The organism is Rhizobium sp. CRRU65 (assembly GCF_048551595.1).
Lineage (GTDB): Bacteria > Pseudomonadota > Alphaproteobacteria > Rhizobiales > Rhizobiaceae > Rhizobium > Rhizobium leguminosarum_J.
In genome coordinates, this window is the sequence record NZ_JBLYZH010000002.1 from 578,722 (window position 1) to 596,820 (window position 18,099).

Below are 18,099 nucleotides of genomic sequence, written 5' to 3' on the forward strand. Positions count from 1 at the left end.
GATCGGGATGGCCTGCATGGTCATCAGCTCTCGAAAGCCCTGAGCGCGGGTTCCGCTCTTTAGCCTTTGTCGGGGCGGCGCGCGGCAGGAAAATGCTCGCCATCAACTGCGGGCCGGCAACTACTCAGCTCGGGAAAAGCAGCTGTGCTTAGAACTTGTAGCCGACCTGCAAGCCGGCGCGCGTCATGCCGTCGTTTGGCCCGTCGCAGAGATTGGCGTGCGATGAATGGGCGACCTGGGCCATGACATTCCAGTGGGCGTTGAAACGATAGCCGGCGCCCAGATATTCGTGGAAAAGGACGCGACAGCCGAGTTCCGGGCCGTCATCATCGCCGTCGAGCTCGCCGGTATGGATGACGCCGCCGAAGCCGGCTTCGGCAAAAAGCTTCTCGTTGAAATCGACCGTCCAGGTGAATCCGGTGAAGAACTGGGTGGCCTCGCCTGACGTGCCGATCGAGGTGCCGAGATGCACACGAGGATGCAGCAGCTGTTGCTGCCAGCCGACCGCGGTGTCGTAGCCGAAGGGATCGAAGAGAGCGGTAATCTCCGGAAAGACGCCGTCTTCCCTGGAATGGCCCGATTGTACCGAGGCCGAGACGCCGAAGCGTAGTTCATCGAATATCTGCTCGCCGGCAGTCGCCGAGCCCGCGACCGGGATGGCGGCTGCCGCTGCCAATGATGCCATACCCAAAAAACGCAACGCGACCGTTCCGAAGTCGACCCTCATTTGCTGTCCTTTGATTCGCGTCGGGCGGGAATAAGGAAGAGGTAACATTGGCGCTACGGTTGGCAAAGACGTTTTGCGGGAAAAGGCGTGGTGATTTGCGAACTTATATTCCGCTACCGGCTGCTGCTTGGACTATACGAGCCATCGGGGCCATCAGCAGGGGCGTTTGAGCAGATGCGCTTGAAAAAAGACCAGATTTGGACTAAGTCTAGTTCAAGACGGGAGACTTATCATGCGGCATGCGCCAAGGGTGCAACGAGAGAGCCGGGAAGAACAGCGGCTGGAACCCGAGCGGTTCGCTCCGGTCAACCGCAAGAGGCTGAGCGCCCCGGCACTGCGAACCTTCCTGGCGATCGCCGATCTCTGGGGGCTGGCCGAGGAGCAGCGTCTGCTCGTGCTCGGTTATCCCTCGCGGTCGACTTACCACAATTGGGCCAAGCAGGCGCGCGAGCACGGCTCCTTCACGCTCGATGTCGATACGCTGACCCGCATCTCGGCCGTGCTTGGCATCCATCAGGCGCTCGGCGTGCTGTTTTCCGATGAACGCGCCGGCGTCGCCTGGCTGCGCGCACCGCATCAGGCGCCGGTTTTCGGGGGCCACCCGCCGCTTGATATCGTGACCAACGGGACCCAGGACGGGTTGATGACCGTCCGTCGGTTTCTCGATGGCGCGCGAGGTGGTCTCTACATGCAGCCAAATATCCTCGACGACGCGTTCACGCCTTACGAAGATGCGGACATCGTCTTCCGGTGAGGGATCGTTTTGCCGAGGCGCCGCGTCCGTCGTTCCGGCTGATTCCGTCGCAATTTCCGCCGATCGGACTTTTTGAGACGGTGACGAGGGCGGCCGATCTCGAAGCCGTGATGGAGTTGGTCGGCTGGACCAACGACCGTCTTGTCGCCGACCGCATCCGGCGGCTTCCCGAGGCAGAGTGGGTTTATGGCACACCCAACTCCAGTATAGTGATGGCGGCGTTCCTGCATGTCGCACCCGGCGGAATGCGCTTCAATGGCCCGGATCTCGGCGCCTGGTATGCCGCCGACAATCTGAAAGCAGCCGCCGCGGAGGTCGGCCATCACCTGAGGCGCGAGGCCGTCGCGCGCGGAGTTACCACGATGGCGCGCATCTATCGAAGCTATTCGGCCAATCTAGCTGGTGATTACCTCGATATTCGCGGAGAGCAGACGCTAAGGCCCGATGTCTATGACGGCACCAGCTATGCGGCCTCGCAAGTGCTGGGAGAAGAGGTGCGCTCGAGCGGCGGCGCCGGTATCCTCTATGACAGTGTCCGGCTGAGAGGCGGCGTCAACATTGTCGCTCACCGGCCGCGCAATATCCGCGACGTGGTGCAGGTCGACCATTTCGAAATCACGGTCTCCGCCACCGACCGGCGCATCGATGTGAGGAAGCTTGCAAGTAGGCGGCGACCAAGAGGCAACGCCTAGACTGGGAGACGCTCGGCCCATGCCTTCACCGCCTTCGCCATCGTGGCGAGGTGGTCGGCAGTGGAGAAGCCGGAGATCGTCTTGCGCGGCTTGAGATCGTGGTCGCCATCCTCGAGCCAGAGGATCTCGATCCTATCGGACCGATCGTAGCCCGGCACTTCATCCCGCGTACCGAATTCGTCGCGGGTTCCCTGGCAGATCAGCGCCGGCGTCGTCAGTCTCCTGAGATGGCCGGTGCGCAGCTTCCCAGGCTGGCCGGGCGGATGGAAGGGATAGCCGAGGCAGAGCAGGCCGGCGATCTTTCCTCGACGATGGAGATCGTCGGCCACCATGCTGGCGACCCGGCCACCCATCGACTTGCCGCCGATGATCAGCGGACCGCTAGCGCCGAGCTCGGCAATCGCCCCCTCGTATTCGGGATTGAGTGTTTCGGCGCGCGGCGGTGGTTTACGACCTTCCGAGGTACGGCGGGCCGCCATATAGGCGAATTCGAAACGGGCGACACGGAAGCCGACGCCGGCGAGCGCATTTGCCGCTGATGTCATCGACGCCGAATCCATCGGCGCGCCGGCGCCATGCGCGAGAAGGATCGTGAAGCGCGCGTCCTCGGGCCCCAGCAGCAAAAACCTGTCAAGCATCAGTAATCCTCCATCCCATCACCGGAACCATGTCGATGGTCATGACTTCCTCCTGGAAAGGAGACAGACAATGTCGACGAATGATCAAAACGTAAAGCCCGAGCAGCGGCGACCCAAGGATGTCGGGGCCGTTCCCGAGAAACCGGAACCGGCCGACGCGGAATCGATGGCGCCGCCGGTGGTGCAGCCGGCTGGGGTCAGGGACAAAAGCGAACGACCCGTGGTCAATCCGATCACTGGTGTCGCCTCCTGATCGACCGCGGTCGATTATCGTGTGGAACCGCTGAACCGCCTCTTGAAACCTCTGAGGAAAGGGTCCATATACCCGTCCTGCCTGAAAAATGGATGCGCGTGGTATCGACGTCGTCGAACTGCTCGTTGTCCGACAGGATAAGGGCGCTCCCCGCAAGGGTCGAGCGCCCTTTTTGCTCTACAGCCATTGCTCATGGCCGCTACTTGCATTCGCCTTGTCCGCCCAGTCTGGAGGGCACGGTGTTTAAGGCGTCAGCCCGCCTCGCGCGACCTCAGTGCGCTCCTTCGACCGATTTCCGTCATACCGATTGCGTTTTGCCTGAAGGCGCGCAATTTTCTCAATCAACGTTCTCGACGGAGAGCTTTTAGGCTTTCTGAGAGAGACCTGATGAGTCGGATGTTTTCCTTGATCGCCATTCCCTTGGTGTGAGAATGCTGGTGACGTAGCTCTGCGTCCAGTTCTTAATGGCAACCCGCTTCATCGATGACGGCTCGCATCGACAACAAAATACAAACGCGGTATTCGCAGGCTCCGACGCGGGAGCCGAGCATTGGGCGACAAACTCCTCCCCTGGCGCCGCCATAAACACTATCGTGAAATGATTACTTCCGCCTGGGGGTATTCCCGCTCTTCCTTGTAAAGAATAATGTAGCCGGGCAAGGCCGTGGCTTGCCACCCACCGGGCAGGTGGCTCACGATGCTTTTGATCGCCTCTCGTGGTGTCATCGGCCCGCCCTTGGCGGGGAGGGACACGGATGCTAGGTCCACATGGGGTTTTCGGCTCCCACCGCCCTTTCCTTGATATCGGAAAGTGTAAGGCAGGGCATCCTTCAGCCGTGCGAGCGCGCTCGCCGCGGTCTCATTCTGATCGATGGCGAACGCCATCTCCCTATCGATGTCGATTGGGAACTTTGCGTCGAAGTTCCTTGGATCGACCCTGGTTGTGTCTCGCTCGCGGCCCGGATCGTTCGATCCGAAGCCACTACCATTCCAATCAATAGCCTTGACGCCGCCGTAATGACGGATCAGGTCAGATTCCAGATCCACGGCGGTAAACACGAACACGCGCACCGCCTTGAAGCTTACACGAGCAGGGTCGAGGCCGACGCGATGCATCACCTTGCGCGCATGGCGCGACAGGCGCTTGTGAAGGCCGGCGTCGGCATCGGTTTTGCCGATGTAAACAAGCTGATCGTCCAGAAAAAGCTGATAAACGCCTTGTTCTTCCGGAATGGCGGCGAGGTTGGTGGTGTTCAAGGGCACGGCACCCAAGCCGTCCAAAACCTCGATCAGTCGAACAAGCAGGGCTCCAGGAAGATCGAACTCAAATTCGACATAACCTGTCATGCGGCGATTCCGGAAGCCTTGAACTGCAAATGCGCGTTCACGCTCGACGCCACGACATGCGCTAGCTCAACGGGCACGGCATTACCAAGCTGACGCATGGCCTCGGACCATGATCCATGCAAACGGAAGTCGTCGGGGAAAGTTTGAAGCCGCGCGCTTTCGCGCACGGTGAAATATCGGACGCTGCCATCGGGACGCAGCAGCATGTTTTCGCCACCAGGCACGCCATGGACGCCCGCCTTGAGCGTCTTCGCCGGCTCGTCGAGCGGACTGCCCGTATGCCCCGGATATGATCTGGCTCCGGGCTGGAAACGGTGATTGAGGTAGGTCATGGATTGCTTTGGCTCGCGCTCCGGATCCGGCAGGTCGGCGATCGCGTCGCGCGTGGTCCGCCACGGCAGGGTATCCGGCTGCCGACCCAATCGCGCCACGCGTTGACGATAGCGGTCCCCTATATCCCGATCGGCCTCTCGAACTCGATGCCGATCCCAATAATCACCGTGAACCTGGTCCCACAGAAGGGCGTCCAGGGAATGAGTTTCCGCGGGAAATGCCCACTTGATATCAAGGTCCGACCGGAAGCCCACGAAGACGACGCGCTCCCGACGCTGCGGCACACCATGGTTGGCGGCGTTGAGCACGCGATACACGACGCGGTATTCTAGCCCGGCGACCCGCCGGCGGCTGGTATGGTGGCGCTCTAGCCGCTGAAGGTGACCTTCCCAGCCCTCCTCGGATTTCGCGACTATGTCCGGATAGGTCATTTGCAGCAGGATGTGAGAGACGTAGGTCGCGAAACTCTCGCGGGTCAGGCCCTTGACATTCTCGAAGATGAAGGCGCGCGGCCGGGTCTCCCGGACCGCGCGGACGGCCTCTGGCCACATATCGCGGCGATCGGCGTGAGCCTGGTGCTTTCCCCCCAGGGAAAACGGCTGACATGGCGGACCGCCAGTCACAAGATCAAGCTTGCCCTCGAACCCGCGAAAGTCGACGCCACGGACGTCGCCCTCAATCGGCATGGGCCAGCCTGCGAGAGAAGCGATCCCTTTCTCGCGATTCTCGCGGATCGTGTCGCAGCACCAGCGATCCCATTCAACGACGGCTTGCGGGGTGAAACCAGCGCGGCTCACCCCCATGCCTAGGCCGCCCGCCCCGGCGAAAAGTTCGATTGCCCGCATTATCCCTCCAGGAATTGCCTTAATTTGTTCTCTAATGGTTCACTATTCCGCAATTCACATTCCCAGACAACTAAAACCTGCCAACCCCGGCCCTGAAGATTGGCTTCCGCCCTGGCATCTCGCGCCACGGTCGTCTCGAATTTCGGTTCCCAAAACTCCAACCGCGACTTCGGCAGTCGCGCGAGGCGGCAGGTGGGATCGTCGTGACGATGCCAAAAGCAGCCATGAATGAAAATGACCTTGCGGCGTTTTCCAAAGACAATATCGGGCTTTCCGGGCAATCCCTTGCCATGCAAGCGATATCGATAGCCCATCCGGTGGAGGAGGCGTCGGACCACCATCTCCGGCTTGGTGTCCCGGCTACGCACCAATCCCATTCGTATACTGCGTTCTTCTGGTGTCAGGCTGTCCATGCGACGGCCACTCTCATCTGCTTGCCCGTTCAAAATCGGTCTTCAAATTTTACCTGCCGAACTAGCGAGATAATGCCAGTGAGTGCAAGTCAGTGAACCCGCACGCCGAGGTTTTATCCCACCTTTGTCGTTGCCAGGCACCGATCACCGCTCCGATCTTGAGAACCGGCCGGTGTACACACATGATCATTGTGGGATCGCAACGCAGCGTCCACCAAATCGTAGGTTGGATGCTTCGGCGGGTGCCTTGGCCTGCTCCATCATCATCGTAAAATGACGCGATGCTCGTTAGTGAACGTGGTCGCCTCCTGATGATCGAGGGGAGGGCTGGATAGAGTTCGTCTTGGCCATAGGTCTGGCGTTTTGCGAGGTTAGCTATTTGATCTGGATGCCTAGTTCGTTGCCTCTAAGACCGCTCAGTCAGGTCTATCTCGTGAGCCGGACGCCTTTGCCCCCGGTGGGCGCGTTTCCTTCTTCAAAAAAGATGATTCCACGCTCTTCATATACGCGCTTTATGGCGTCTATTGTAACCGGTTGCGGTCCGCGCGGGCCTGCATCATCCTGTTCGACGCGGCTCACTGTGTTCGCTGTCACCCTTGCCAATTCGGCAACTTCCCGGACGCCAAGCTTCAACATCGCGCGGGCGGCTCGAGCTTGAGATGGATTCACGGAGACCTCGTATTTATTTCGATACAGGGTATTGACGTATCGACGATGATGTTATAGATACACCGTATTCATAGTGCCATCAACGTGCAAGGCATGCTGGGAGCAATCGCGCCCGGCATACGGTTGCGCGCGCATCAAATACGGGGAGCTCCTCCACATGGAACTACGCCAGCTCTCCTACTTCGTCGCGGTGGCCGAGGAACTGCATTTCGGCCGGGCGGCCGCCAAGGTGCGCATCGCCCAGCCGGCGCTTTCCAACCATGTGCAGGCACTGGAGCGCGAACTCGGCTGCGCGCTGTTCATCCGCTCGACCAGGCGGGTGGAACTGACCAGGGCAGGGGAGATCTTCCACGAGCGCTGCGTCGGGATCCTCAGCGAGGTCGACCTTTCCGCCGAGATCACCAGGGCGGTGGCCGGCAAGACGATCCGGCAGATCAGGATAGGCACCGTCTATCCGGCGACCACCGGCGTGCTGCCGGCGTTCCTTGGAAAGATCGCCCGCAAGTACCCGGATATCCGCATCCATATCTCAAGCGGCAATACCGGCGACATCATCCGCGGCCTGGAAAACGGCCAGATCAATCTCGGCTTCATCCGACCGGTGGAAAACATCGGCTCGTTGCGCTTCTCCTCGATCGCCCATGAGCGCTATATGCTGGCGGTGGCGAGGACGAACCCACTGGCGGAGCGGACGGAGATTGGCATCGACGACCTGCGCTCGGAAAGGATCATCGCCTTCAATCGCAAGAACCTCTCCTACACCGAGCGGTACTTCAACGAGAAGTTCGAGGAATACGATCTGACCCGCAACATCGCCTATAGCTGCGACGACACCTATTCGCTGGTGTCGCTGGTCTCGGCCGGGCTTGGCATCGGCTTTGCGCCGGAATGGACCGAGGGCCTGCCGAACCGGGCCTTCGAGCTGAAGGCGGTCAGGGGCATCGACTTCAGGATCGGGCTTGGTGTCGCCTGGAACAAGGAGGACCCGACCGCCTCGCGCGATGACATCGTCGATATCGCCCGGTCATTGGCACGCGCCTCCAAGTAAGGCGAGGGGCACCAGGGGTGGCGGGGCGCTGAGCGGGAGACGCGCAATAGAGCATTGCGCGAGCAGTTTTAAACTAAAAGTCTGCATTTGCGGGGCAATGACAAACGGAGCCGCGGAGTGCTATAGCCCTACCGCCTTCCGCAGTGTCTCATTTATCCGGCTTTGCCAGCCTTCGTCTTTGGCCGTGAAAGCATCGACCACTTGTGGATCGAGCCGAATGCTCACGGCGACCCGTCCGAGCTTCTTTTCCTGGTGATCGCGCGGTAACGATGAGGGCCTGCGCGACCGATTGAGTGGACGGAGGTCTGGATATCGAACAGTCGGTCGCCTTTGCCCAGGCGATGGAAGGCAAGGGGTGCGATGCAATCCACGTATCAAGTGGCGGTCTTTCACCCGCGCAGTCCATTCCGATAAGCCCGAGTTACCAGGTACCGCTCGCACGGACTATCAAAGCTGCCGTCAACATTCCTGTCGTGGCGGTTGGGCTTATAACAGAGCCAACGCAGGCGGAAGCTATTGTTGCGACGGGCGACGCCGATCTCGTCGCTCTCGCCCGTGCGATATACTCTACGATCCGCGCTGGCCATGGCATGCAGCGGCGGAACTTGGCGGGCAGGTCACCGCACCGAACCAATATCTTCGGTCGCAGCCGTCCAAGTATAAGAGCTTGTTCGCGCCATGCGCGCGAAAATGGCTCCGTTCCTATCGAAGGTGATTGGCCCGCCACTCCGCTAGTTCCAGCGTAAGCGGGACTTCGCTCAGGCAATGCGGTCGGCCACCAAGTTCCTCCGCATGCTTGATCGTCGAGCGAAAGCGATATCCGGCCGCCGTGGATGGCGTTGCCCGTCGAGTTAAAGCCGCGTTGGAGCCCGCCGACGGTTTAGCAGCCAAGCGCAATGCATTTCCAATGCCGGGTGACTGATGAAGTGCAACTTTCAGACTTGACGCGGCTTACTCGCATCGTGACGCGATCTATTGCAGGGCTGCAAGCGATCGCTTTGCTCTTGTTTCCCACACTACCGCTCCTTGGAAAGCGGCGTATTCGAGAGCTTCTCGCATCATCTTTCCGGCTTCAAAGCGAAGGCCGGCTCTGGCAAGAACCTCACCGCGGAGGCGCATCAGCTCGGCCGTGTAGTAATGCTCCCCGGTGCGGGTACCTAGTGTCATGCCCTTTCCGACTGCGCCAGTTGCTTCGGCGAGATCGCCGACTTGAAGCAGACTGTCCGCCAATACGCCGAGGTAACAGGTCTTATCGACCTCCTGATCGCCCATATCGTCGCAGATGTTTTGCATCTGTGCGATGCCGGAGGGGTCATGTGATTCCGTCACCTTCAGCCAGCCCGAAAAGAAAATTGCCATCTTGAGCCAGAGCTGAAACCCGTTACGGGTAGCAAGCGGGACAAGTTCGTCTACCAATCGGTTAAGCGTCGCGGTATCCTGTCTAAGGGACATCAGAATGCAGCCATTGCCGAGACACGCGGCAACTCGATAGTCGCTCTGGCTTCGAGCATCTTCCTCTGCCGCAAGGAAGAGCTCAAAAGCACGTTTATCTTCGCCGAGCATCTGGAGCGTCCACGACAGATACACCATCGTCATGCTCGGAAAGTCGCTGCCGATCCTGGTGGCGCTGGAATTGTGTGATAGGGCTCGTTCCAACGCCTCCCGAGCCTGCGAGAATCGACCACGGACAAACGCACACATGCCCGCAAATTGCAGCCCAAGCACCAGCGCCTTGAGATTGTTTTCGCGAACGCCGATTTCCTTCAACTGGTCGCTCGCCCATTCCGCGTCGGGAAAGCGCGCCGAATTGAAGGCTATTCCGAAGAGGCCGTCCAACGCGTTGATCGCCGCTTCTGGATCGCCGACGGTTTCGCTCAGGCGCATGACGTTGCGGTAGGCGGAGTTGCTGTCCGCTGTTAGGTAGCCGTACGCGGCGTAGAGGACATCGCCTCTTTCCAATTCTAAGGCGAGTTCCTTTCTATCACGAGTGGTCGAGGCAGGCATCCGTCGAACGCACTCAACGCCCTTGAGGAACATATTTGCGGCTTCCACCTTGGCCCATGTCGCTGCAAGCTTCCTAGCCGCGCTGAGCCAATAGTCGGCGGCGCGCTCGAACAGGCTGGCCTCGTCGTAGTGTTGTGCAAGCACCTCCGGATGCTCGACCACTGTGCGCGGTTCAGTAAGTTCGATCGCTTGCGCCACCAGGGCATGAAGCTGCCGTCGTCTGTCGCGCAGCAGCGCGCTGCGCGCCGCCTCCTGGAGCAGACTGTGGGAAAAAGTATAACGTGGCCAATTGCTGAAGGGCTGCGGCGCAACCAAGCCTACGTCTACCAGCTGCTCGATCTGGGGCCGGAGGACATCCGTCGACACTCCGACAACATGGGCAAGCGTGTTCAAGTCGAACTCCCGTCCGATCACGGCCGCCGTCTGGGCGACGACCTTTACTCCCCCGAGCTTGTCAAGTCGGGAAAGCAGGGCGGACTGCAGCGAAGCTGGAATGGTTGCCCGCCTGTCGCCATTTTGAAAGCTGTCCTCGCGCGCTTCCGCCGCGTCTTCGAGTGTCGAACGCGCGAGTTCCTCGAGAAACAAGGGAACACCTTCGGCCTTTGCCAGGAGCCTGTTGACAACCTCTGGATCAAGCTCGGTCTCGCATGTCAGGCTTCCAATCACGTTTCCGGCTTCTTCCCGGGAAAGCCTTGTCAGCTTTAGGTGGTCGAATTTCCCGTTAAGCACCGGAATATTGCGAGATGTCACGAGAAAGAGGATACGAGCTTCCGACGAGGCTCCCACGAGCGCCTGCAAGAGCCTTCGTGAAGACGGGTCGATCCATTGTTCATCCTCGACGACGCATAGTATCGGTTCCTCGCTCGCCAGATGCTTGAGCCAGCCGACAAAAGCAGCCGTGATCGTCTGCTCCTGTTGGGCGGAGTCGAGTTCGGACGGCGGGAACGAGGGATGCTCCAGGGCTAGCAATCGCGCGAAGATTGGGTAGCTGACCGACAGTGGTACTCCCGTCAAAGAAAGGAACGAGGTCAGTTTCTCGGACGCCAAGTTCGGGGGTTCGCCATCAGCGAGGCCGGCCTCCTGCTTGAGCAGCCGGAGGAACGGATAAAGGGCGCTGTTCGAAAAAGCCGGAGAACATTGCGCTATCAAAGTCTTTCTCTGTTGAAGCCCTCTTCGCAATTCGAAAACGAGCCTGGACTTGCCAATACCGGGCTCGCCGCTGATGGCGGTCACGCCGCCGGTTTCGGCGAGTTCGACTGATCGCCAGCTAGTCAGCAGCCGTTGCAGTTCGGAGTCCCGGCCTACCAGAGGAGTCAGTCGTGATTGCGCGCTAAATCGGTACGTACCAGACAACTCCTTGATCGCACGGCGGACGTGGATCGCGCGAGTGAAACCCTTCAGGCTTTTCGGCCCGAGATCCACGAACTCGAAATTGGTAGCCGTTGCTTCGTACGTATTCTGATCAACGAGTATGGTGTCTGGCTCTGCTAGCGTCTCCAGCCTTTGTGCAAGGTTCGGAACGGGACCGAACGCAACCGTGGAAACGCCAGCCGGAGCTCCTTCGATATCACCAACAACAACGAGGCCCGTGGCAATTCCTATCCGCACGTGCAGGGGTGTTCCATCAGGAGACTCCAACTGCGCGACGGCGGCCTGAACATCGAATGCTAGCTGCAACGCGCGCTCGGCGTTGTTTTCTTCCGAGGTCGGATAGCCAAACAGAACTTGAAACGCATCACCCACATAATTTGCTACGTATCCTCCATGGGAACGGGCAATGGCGCTGCAACGCGCGAGGTAAAGCTGGGTTAACTGACTGAAATCCTCCGGATCGAGACGCGCCGCGAATTCCGTGGATCCGACCATGTCACAAAAAAGGATGGTCAGCTGACGTCGCTCGACAGGATTTTTCTCTTCCCTCGCCATGGGCGTCTTCATTGCCGCAATCGCGGCAAGTAGCGTGCGTCGCGGACCCACGCGCACGCCCATTTCGATTAAATCATGTTCGGTGATCAATGGCAGATTGTTCAGATCGATTTGGGCATAGGCGAACTGTTCCGCAAGATGCTCTAGTCCGATTTCCGCCAGCCAATGCCCGACATCACTCATCGCCGCCCCGTATAATGTTTAACCGCCGGCTGCTACTAGAACTTGCGCATTATTTTAGTTGAAGCTACAATAGCACAGGGCGATATTCAACAATCGAACGATTTTCACTGTATTGTCAGCTTCGGCGGACAAGGACGTCTTTATAGACGAGGCTTCGGTTTGGTCCGCAAATGATGAAAGCCTATGCCAACGGTCCGAACCCCCTGTAATCATCAAGGAGGGACCTATGACTGCGCTTGTTAAAATTGCGACGTTGGCATTTGCCATAAGTATCGGCTTTTCAGTAAGCGCGTTCGCCCAAACTCCGCAATGCCCCGCAGACATAGCGGGGGACGGAGACGAATTCTTCAAAAAATCCAGAAGCTATGCCGTCCCGACCCCAGAAGAACGGCATGAAGTGGAGGATTTCATATCGCATTACGCATGGCTGATGGACAACAAAAATGCGGTTGGGGTGCGGGAGCTTTTCGAGCCGGGAGCTACCTATTTGCTGTGTCAGACGGGATCGAGCGATGAAAAAGATTCTGGGAAAGACGAAACACTCGAAGACTTGCTCAGGATGTCATTCACCGGGTTAGGTGACAAACGCGCGCGCCGTTTGTTCAGCAACATTCTCATCCGAAAGAACACCGCAAATCAAACGTACGAAGCGCTGATTTCGTCTGTCGTATTCACCCAGGGTCCGTCAACCAGTACGGAGCCACCAAAAGTCGATTACATGGCGAGTCTCTACGCGACCATCGTCAGGGACTCTTTTGGCAACACCTTGAAGTTCGGGTCCCTGGTCGTTCTGACGGATCAGAACGGAATTAGTATCAGAGCTCGCTGAACCTTGATACCTAATTCGAAAAGGCCGCGTCCATGACGCACTTGGGGCGACTGTTCGCAATTCCGTTGATCGGACTGGCGGTCCAATTCGGCTCAGTAAGACTGGGGTTCCAGGATGCGTATACGTCGCAAACAAACGTCTTCGCCGTCACCTCGGGATCATTGTCGGCGAGATTGACGTTGCCCGGCGACGCGGCGCTCTTCGATGACCTCGTGCTCAAGTGGAATGGTGACTATTCTTGGGCCCCGGCGACGGGCGGCAGCGATCCCGTGACCAGGTTCGGAGATGAGGCGAGATCCGTGTTCGGACCCATACCCGACGGTGCCTGCGCGGGACCGCAATCGAGATCACTCGGCCTCGAGGTCGACGGAAACTCGGTCGGAGTGGAACCAAATGTCGCCAAGCCCGGATCCCCGCTTGAGTTCGCCCACCGGGAAGCGGGTGGCCAGATAGTTAAATGGACAAGCGCTGTGGCCAAGTGCGACAAACCCTCCCTCGCTGGCGGCGTGACATTCTGTGGGCTGAACTCCCGCATCGCCAGAGTAAAACGGAACCGTGTAGAATGGCTGTTCCTTTGCAGGAAGTCCTCCGACGATCTCGAAGTCCATGCGCAACCCTACTGGACGCAGACCGATCCGCGTTTCTCGCGCTACAGCGCGATCGGCTACAACGAGATAACAGGCGAGATAGCCTTTATCGACGGGCGCAAGGACCGCGGCGTCTTCGATTGGTCAGAGCGCTTTCCGCCGCCCGGCGGACAATCGTATCAGGACGAAATGGGAAGGCGGGAGGCGGAAGAGCTTTACGACAAGACGTTTGAGGTTAACTGCGTATCCTGCCATGACAACAAGAAACCCGCGATCATCGACCCGCATATGCAACAGGCACGAGTGGGGTTCTCGGGCGACAGGCATGATGCGCGGACCACCGCGTTCAGTCTCGGAAGTTTTTTCCCGGGCAGAGTAGCCAACGTTGACGCGCCGTTTCGCGTGATCGGCTCGGACTATGCCTTCGCCCATAGGGGAGCGATGCGAAACGCGAGTGCCTTCGCGATAAAGGGTCACCCGTGCTTTGCCTGTCATAGTCTGACCACGCTGGAGTCCGGAAGGCGTTTCGCCGCGGATGCAACAGGGATGTCCCCCAAGGTCAGAGACCCGACAATAGGGCAGACCGTAGCGATCGCACAGGAAAAGGCGGCTCTTCAAATGGTCCGAGATCACCGGACAAAATGGGCATCCGAGTTCGGTGAGGGAGGGATCATGCCGTGGATGTTACCAAATCACGGCGGAAGACTCTCAGAGGGGTCGGGGCAACTAAGTGCTTCGGAATGGGAACAGCTCAGTGCATGCGCATGGGGAAGCGGCGGCGATATCTGCGGCTTCCGCCCCCTGTTCACAAGCTGCCCGATACCAGGCGAGAGCATCGACACGTTCGTACCCTTCGACTTCTCTGTCGCTTCCCAGCCGACGGTGAACGGCAACGAGCATAGCGCAATTAGGCTGACTTGGAGATATTTGAACGGATACGGAGCGGTCCCCGAAAGGGACGATGTACGGTTCGACGTGGCGCTGAAGCTGGAAGACATACCGTCTTCGAGAGTTTCGCCCGACATCAGCGACTACCCGGGCGTGGACGAATCCAAATCCGCCATTGCTTTAGGCCCTGGCGTAGTTGTCAGTCGCACAGCAGAAAATTACCTGTTGATACGCAACGTGTCGTTTGAGGGGCACCGCAGATGGACCGATGCTCCAGCAACGAGTGAAACGCGCCGCTACTCGATTGCCATCCCGGATGTTTGTGGGAAACGCTACCTTTTTCGCATCTTGCCGAAACGCTTTTGTTTCGAGAACTCTGGAGTCGTTTCCGGCAAACGGGACTATCTAGCCTTTTACGATTCCGGCTGTGGCGAATAATCTCATTAAGTTGAGTGGTGTATCACGTGCCGCTAGAGCAACGCGACAAGATTTCCGTTCTGCGTCGGATTGGAGGGGAGAAGCCTTCGCCAGCTAATGCCGGGTGTCCAGAAGCGGTTCGTCGTCGTCGAAATTGCCGTTGCTGACGGCTTCGCATGAGTTGAAGCTACGGCCCCCACCTCCGGTTCCGTATGCGGTCAACTGCACCATCACGGCCTTCGCTCTTTCAAGGGCTTCATCAGCGCTGACTGCGTGTTCGTCGGCGACCTTGTCAGAGACGGCGTCGCCGTCATCTCCGATGAAATCGATCTTCCAACCGCCAGCTTCGTGCTCGATCCTCGTATCCGCCAGATGCATGTCATCCAGCCTTCTTGTTCTTGCGTGATGCCGCCATCGAGCTCTACAACGAGGACTGTCGCTCGGTAGAGGAGATGGCGACCGTTCTGATCGGCACTTACGTCGGGCTTGCCGCCACGCGCGTAAACGCGCCATCTTCGAGCTCAGTGCATTGACAGGCCAATTCAGATCGGGCTGAACTCGACGAATTCGCACTGCATGTGATCCGACCGCGTCTTCATCCAGTCGTAATCCCCCTGGTCGATTGCCGAGCAGATCATTCCAGGCAACACGGTACCGGATGGATTGGTCGCCGCTTTCCGAGCGATGTACCGCCATAATATGCCGAGGTATCGGACCGGTCCTTCTCGATACGAGAGAGTTGGACGACACCGCATGGATCTTCGGGCTGGGATGATACGACCCAAGCACCACCATTCGCGAAGTCGGAGACCCAGACGAACTCCTGCGTGAACGGGTTCGAGCTGACCTGGCAGGTCCGAAGATGCTTCGCGTGGTCGGCCCTGGTAATCTTCAGGGCGATGATCAACATTCCCGTTCCATCGTGACAGGTGCATGCACCAATCTCCTAAAGCCGCTGTGGCAACCTTATTCATGAGCCGTTTCGGGCAAGAAGTAGTTCCTCTCCCTTCACAAACAGCTGATTTTCGTCGGAAGGTCTTCTCGTTGTGTCCGTTCCTGACGACCGTGGCTTAAAGGCTTGCCTTTCTTTTCCGTGCACTAGGTTTGGCTTGGATATCAAACGCTGATTGGACCCCAAATGTCTGTTTCCGACGATCTCACGCTACAAGTTGCAAATACTCGGCCCCAAGATGCGGGAACGGGGATAGCCAGGCTCTCAGCGGCAGCGATGAACAAAATCGGAGTGAACGAAGGGGAATTAATCGAGTTGGTTGGCAAGCGTCACACGGCTGCTGTGGCCGTGCGACCATACCCCGAAGACGAGGGACTGAACATCATCCGTCTCGACGGTCTCCAGCGGGTGAACGCTGGTGCCACGAGTGGAGACCACATTGAAGTTCGAAAAGCTGAGGCCCGACCAGCCGCCAGGATTGTACTGGCACCAGCTCAGAAGAACCTTGTGCTTCAAGGATCGGGCGATGCTCTGCAGCGCGTCTTTTTGCGTCAGCCGATGGTCGCGGGGGATGTGGTCTCGACCTCGGTCCAGCAGAGGAGCCGAGATCCCCGAATGCTTCAGGCCTATGGCCTCCAGGAAATCCGGCTGGTGGTTGTCTCGACACATCCCCGCGGCGTTGTGCAAGTCAACGAGCAGACCGTTGTGGAACTGCGACCACAGTACGAGGAGCCCAAGGAGGCGCGGCGGGCGGATGTAACATACGACGATATTGGCGGGCTAGGCTCCTCGGTTGAGCAAGTCCGCGAGATGGTGGAGCTTCCATTGCGCCACCCCGAGCTCTTTCAACGCCTTGGCATCGATCCGCCGAAGGGTGTCCTGCTTTACGGGCCGCCCGGCACCGGAAAGACGCTGCTCGCTCGCGCGGTCGCCAATGAAACTGAGGCGAATTTCTTTCACATCGCCGGCCCTGAGATTATGGGGAGCAAATACGGGGAATCCGAAGAACGTCTTCGGCAGGTCTTTCAAGAAGCATCACAAAACGCACCATCAATCATCTTTATCGACGAAATCGACTCCATTGCTCCGAAGAGGGAACAGGTCACAGGAGAGGTCGAGCGACGGATCGTTGCGCAATTGCTGACGTTGATGGACGGCCTGGAACCGCGTCAGAATATCGTTGTCATTGGTGCAACGAACCGGCGCGACGCCATTGACGAGGCTCTACGCAGGCCGGGTCGCTTCGACCGGGAAATCGTCATCGGTGTGCCGGACCAAAATGGCAGGAGGGAAGTTCTCGCGATCCACACACGCGGCATGCCGCTCACCGAAGATGCGGATCTTGATGAAATAGCACGGACGACATATGGTTTCGTCGGCGCAGATCTCGGTGCTCTCGTGCGAGAGGCCGCAATGGATGCCCTACGGCGGGTCTTGCCCGATATAAATCTCAAGGAAGGCATCCCGCCTGAGATCCTTGAAAAGCTTATCGTCTCGCACGACGACTTCATGTCTGCAATGAAGCGAATTCAGCCGTCTGCGTTGCGCGAGATCATGATCCAGGCACCCAATGTGCGCTGGGAGGATGTCGGCGGTCTAGATGACGCACAAATGAAGTTGCGGGAAGGGGTGGAGCTTCCCCTCCGCGCCCCACAGTCATTCAAACGGATGGGTATTCGACCCGCCAAGGGCTTTCTGCTGTTTGGTCCTCCGGGCACGGGCAAGACGCTGCTCGCAAAGGCGGTTGCCCGCGAGGCCGAGGCAAATTTTGTCGCGACCAAATCCTCGGATTTGCTGTCAAAGTGGTACGGCGAGTCCGAGCAGCAGGTGTCGCGCCTCTTCGAACGAGCACGTCAGGTCGCTCCGACGGTAATTTTCATTGACGAGATCGATTCCCTAGCCCCTGCAAGAGGAGGTGGCCTCGGAGAGCCTGCGGTCACAGAGCGTGTGGTGAATACGCTATTGGCGGAAATGGACGGCTTGGAAGACATGCAGGGGGTCGTGGTCATGGCCGCCACCAACCGTCCCAACCTATTGGATCCAGCCCTGCTGCGGCCAGGCCGGTTCGATGAGCTTGTGTATGTGCCCGTGCCTGATACCAAGGCGAGATTGAAAATCCTTGGAATTCACACCAAGAAGATGCCTCTCGCCGCTGACGTGGACCTGGATGACCTTGCGGCGAAGACTGAACGCTTTACTGGCGCTGATCTGGAAGACTTGACACGTAGGGCCGGCCTGATCGCGCTTCGTCAGTCCCTGGACGCCGAGATCGTGACAAGTGCGAACTTCGCTAAAGCACTCGAAGAAGTTCGGCCGTCCGTAACACCCGAGGTCGAGCGCGAATACGAGGAAATGCTTCGGACTCTGAGACAGGAAAACCCCCAGCGAATGCAGATCGGATTTACACCGTTGAAGATTTCAGGAAAATAGCACGCAGACGACAACAAGCCGGCATTCGCGTTGCTGTTGCCGCCTGAACTGGCGACGGTTTGTAGTCAAAGGTTTGGGAAGCTTCGTCGCCTGGCTATGAAACCGGGCGCGAAAAACTGGTAGGAGGCACTTCGAGGCTTGCCCGACGTTGGGAAACGAGGATG

15 protein-coding genes and 1 pseudogene are annotated in these 18,099 nt (G+C 58.7%); 8 read left to right on the forward strand and 8 right to left on the reverse strand.

Annotated features, from left to right (window positions below; all coding sequences use genetic code 11):
* Positions 1-148: 148 nt before the first annotated feature.
* The gene (locus ACM5SV_RS05935; protein WP_419425134.1) at positions 149-727 is read right to left on the reverse strand and encodes an acyloxyacyl hydrolase; all 579 of its coding nucleotides are present in this window, start codon (positions 725-727) and stop codon (positions 149-151) included.
* Positions 728-959: 232 nt separating this feature from the next.
* Here ACM5SV_RS05935 and ACM5SV_RS05940 point away from each other — a divergent pair, with 232 nt between their 5' ends.
* Both ACM5SV_RS05940 and ACM5SV_RS05945 read left to right on the forward strand, forming a co-directional pair.
* The gene (locus ACM5SV_RS05940) at positions 960-1,481 is read left to right on the forward strand and encodes an MbcA/ParS/Xre antitoxin family protein (RefSeq protein WP_419425135.1); all 522 of its coding nucleotides are present in this window, start codon (positions 960-962) and stop codon (positions 1,479-1,481) included.
* Positions 1,478-2,173: an RES family NAD+ phosphorylase gene (locus ACM5SV_RS05945; RefSeq protein ID WP_128449968.1), complete on the forward strand. Its 696-nt coding sequence runs from the start codon at positions 1,478-1,480 to the stop codon at positions 2,171-2,173. The genes ACM5SV_RS05940 and ACM5SV_RS05945 overlap by 4 nt, the downstream gene beginning before the upstream one ends.
* Here the strand turns inward: ACM5SV_RS05945 and ACM5SV_RS05950 are convergent.
* Positions 2,170-2,811 (reverse strand): alpha/beta family hydrolase, encoded by a 642-nt coding sequence (locus tag ACM5SV_RS05950; RefSeq protein WP_419425136.1) that lies wholly within the window; start codon positions 2,809-2,811, stop codon positions 2,170-2,172. The two genes, ACM5SV_RS05945 and ACM5SV_RS05950, sit on opposite strands and share 4 nt — an antisense overlap.
* A gap of 70 nt (positions 2,812-2,881) precedes the next feature.
* On the opposite strand from ACM5SV_RS05950, the gene ACM5SV_RS05955 reads away from it, so the two are divergent.
* On the forward strand, positions 2,882-3,064 hold the full coding sequence (locus tag ACM5SV_RS05955; RefSeq protein WP_003548476.1) for a hypothetical protein: 183 nt from the start codon (positions 2,882-2,884) through the stop codon (positions 3,062-3,064).
* Between the two features lie 588 nt (positions 3,065-3,652).
* Here ACM5SV_RS05955 and ACM5SV_RS05960 read toward each other — a convergent pair.
* From ACM5SV_RS05960 to ACM5SV_RS05970, 3 genes are read right to left on the reverse strand one after another with little or no spacing between them, the layout of a single operon-like run.
* Complete coding sequence (locus tag ACM5SV_RS05960) at positions 3,653-4,411, reverse strand: GIY-YIG nuclease family protein (RefSeq protein WP_419425137.1); 759 nt, start codon at positions 4,409-4,411, stop codon at positions 3,653-3,655.
* Entirely contained in the window at positions 4,408-5,589 is a 1,182-nt protein-coding gene (locus ACM5SV_RS05965; protein WP_419425138.1) for a DNA cytosine methyltransferase, read from the reverse strand. The genes ACM5SV_RS05960 and ACM5SV_RS05965 overlap by 4 nt, the downstream gene beginning before the upstream one ends.
* A complete protein-coding gene (locus tag ACM5SV_RS05970) occupies positions 5,589-6,002 on the reverse strand; it encodes a very short patch repair endonuclease (protein ID WP_128407540.1) in 414 nt (137 codons plus the stop codon). The genes ACM5SV_RS05965 and ACM5SV_RS05970 overlap by 1 nt, the downstream gene beginning before the upstream one ends.
* Before the next feature lie 826 nt (positions 6,003-6,828).
* Here ACM5SV_RS05970 and ACM5SV_RS05975 point away from each other — a divergent pair.
* The gene (locus ACM5SV_RS05975) at positions 6,829-7,719 is read left to right on the forward strand and encodes a LysR family transcriptional regulator (protein ID WP_128408306.1); all 891 of its coding nucleotides are present in this window, start codon (positions 6,829-6,831) and stop codon (positions 7,717-7,719) included.
* Positions 7,720-7,839: 120 nt separating this feature from the next.
* Here the strand turns inward: ACM5SV_RS05975 and ACM5SV_RS05980 are convergent, their stop codons facing one another.
* A complete protein-coding gene (locus ACM5SV_RS05980) occupies positions 7,840-7,944 on the reverse strand; it encodes a BrnA antitoxin family protein (protein ID WP_348625840.1) in 105 nt (34 codons plus the stop codon).
* 8 nt (positions 7,945-7,952) lie between these two features.
* On the opposite strand from ACM5SV_RS05980, the pseudogene ACM5SV_RS05985 reads away from it, so the two are divergent.
* Positions 7,953-8,434 (forward strand): annotated as a pseudogene (locus ACM5SV_RS05985) (tRNA-dihydrouridine synthase); the annotation flags it as partial.
* Positions 8,435-8,691: 257 nt separating this feature from the next.
* Here ACM5SV_RS05985 and ACM5SV_RS05990 read toward each other — a convergent pair.
* Complete coding sequence (locus ACM5SV_RS05990) at positions 8,692-11,832, reverse strand: adenylate/guanylate cyclase domain-containing protein (RefSeq protein WP_419425139.1); 3,141 nt, start codon at positions 11,830-11,832, stop codon at positions 8,692-8,694.
* Between the two features lie 226 nt (positions 11,833-12,058).
* On the opposite strand from ACM5SV_RS05990, the gene ACM5SV_RS05995 reads away from it, so the two are divergent.
* Together ACM5SV_RS05995 and ACM5SV_RS06000 are read left to right on the forward strand one after the other, a co-directional pair.
* Entirely contained in the window at positions 12,059-12,661 is a 603-nt protein-coding gene (locus ACM5SV_RS05995) for a hypothetical protein (RefSeq protein WP_003553693.1), read from the forward strand.
* A 32-nt stretch (positions 12,662-12,693) separates the two neighbouring features.
* Positions 12,694-14,574: a hypothetical protein gene (locus ACM5SV_RS06000; RefSeq protein WP_419425140.1), complete on the forward strand. Its 1,881-nt coding sequence runs from the start codon at positions 12,694-12,696 to the stop codon at positions 14,572-14,574.
* Between the two features lie 93 nt (positions 14,575-14,667).
* Here the strand turns inward: ACM5SV_RS06000 and ACM5SV_RS06005 are convergent, their stop codons facing one another.
* Entirely contained in the window at positions 14,668-14,931 is a 264-nt protein-coding gene (locus tag ACM5SV_RS06005; protein ID WP_017996768.1) for a hypothetical protein, read from the reverse strand.
* 760 nt (positions 14,932-15,691) lie between these two features.
* Here ACM5SV_RS06005 and ACM5SV_RS06010 point away from each other — a divergent pair.
* Positions 15,692-17,935 (forward strand): CDC48 family AAA ATPase, encoded by a 2,244-nt coding sequence (locus tag ACM5SV_RS06010; RefSeq protein WP_041935807.1) that lies wholly within the window; start codon positions 15,692-15,694, stop codon positions 17,933-17,935.
* The last annotated feature ends 164 nt before the right edge of the window (positions 17,936-18,099 follow it).

Bases quoted from the DNA above. Each gene is read 5' to 3' on its own strand.
- ACM5SV_RS05975 (WP_128408306.1), top strand. From the start codon at position 6,829: ATGGAACTACGCCAGCTCTCCTACTTCGTCGCGGTGGCCGAGGAACTG.
- ACM5SV_RS05995 (WP_003553693.1), top strand. From the start codon at position 12,059: ATGACTGCGCTTGTTAAAATTGCGACGTTGGCATTTGCCATAAGTATC.
- ACM5SV_RS05955 (WP_003548476.1), top strand. From the start codon at position 2,882: ATGTCGACGAATGATCAAAACGTAAAGCCCGAGCAGCGGCGACCCAAG.
- ACM5SV_RS05950 (WP_419425136.1), bottom strand. From the start codon at position 2,811: ATGCTTGACAGGTTTTTGCTGCTGGGGCCCGAGGACGCGCGCTTCACG.
- ACM5SV_RS06005 (WP_017996768.1), bottom strand. From the start codon at position 14,931: ATGCATCTGGCGGATACGAGGATCGAGCACGAAGCTGGCGGTTGGAAG.
- ACM5SV_RS05970 (WP_128407540.1), bottom strand. From the start codon at position 6,002: ATGGACAGCCTGACACCAGAAGAACGCAGTATACGAATGGGATTGGTG.
- ACM5SV_RS05990 (WP_419425139.1), bottom strand. From the start codon at position 11,832: ATGAGTGATGTCGGGCATTGGCTGGCGGAAATCGGACTAGAGCATCTT.
- ACM5SV_RS05935 (WP_419425134.1), bottom strand. From the start codon at position 727: ATGAGGGTCGACTTCGGAACGGTCGCGTTGCGTTTTTTGGGTATGGCA.
- ACM5SV_RS06010 (WP_041935807.1), top strand. From the start codon at position 15,692: ATGTCTGTTTCCGACGATCTCACGCTACAAGTTGCAAATACTCGGCCC.
- ACM5SV_RS05960 (WP_419425137.1), bottom strand. From the start codon at position 4,411: ATGACAGGTTATGTCGAATTTGAGTTCGATCTTCCTGGAGCCCTGCTT.
- ACM5SV_RS05965 (WP_419425138.1), bottom strand. From the start codon at position 5,589: ATGCGGGCAATCGAACTTTTCGCCGGGGCGGGCGGCCTAGGCATGGGG.
- ACM5SV_RS06000 (WP_419425140.1), top strand. From the start codon at position 12,694: ATGACGCACTTGGGGCGACTGTTCGCAATTCCGTTGATCGGACTGGCG.
- ACM5SV_RS05940 (WP_419425135.1), top strand. From the start codon at position 960: ATGCGGCATGCGCCAAGGGTGCAACGAGAGAGCCGGGAAGAACAGCGG.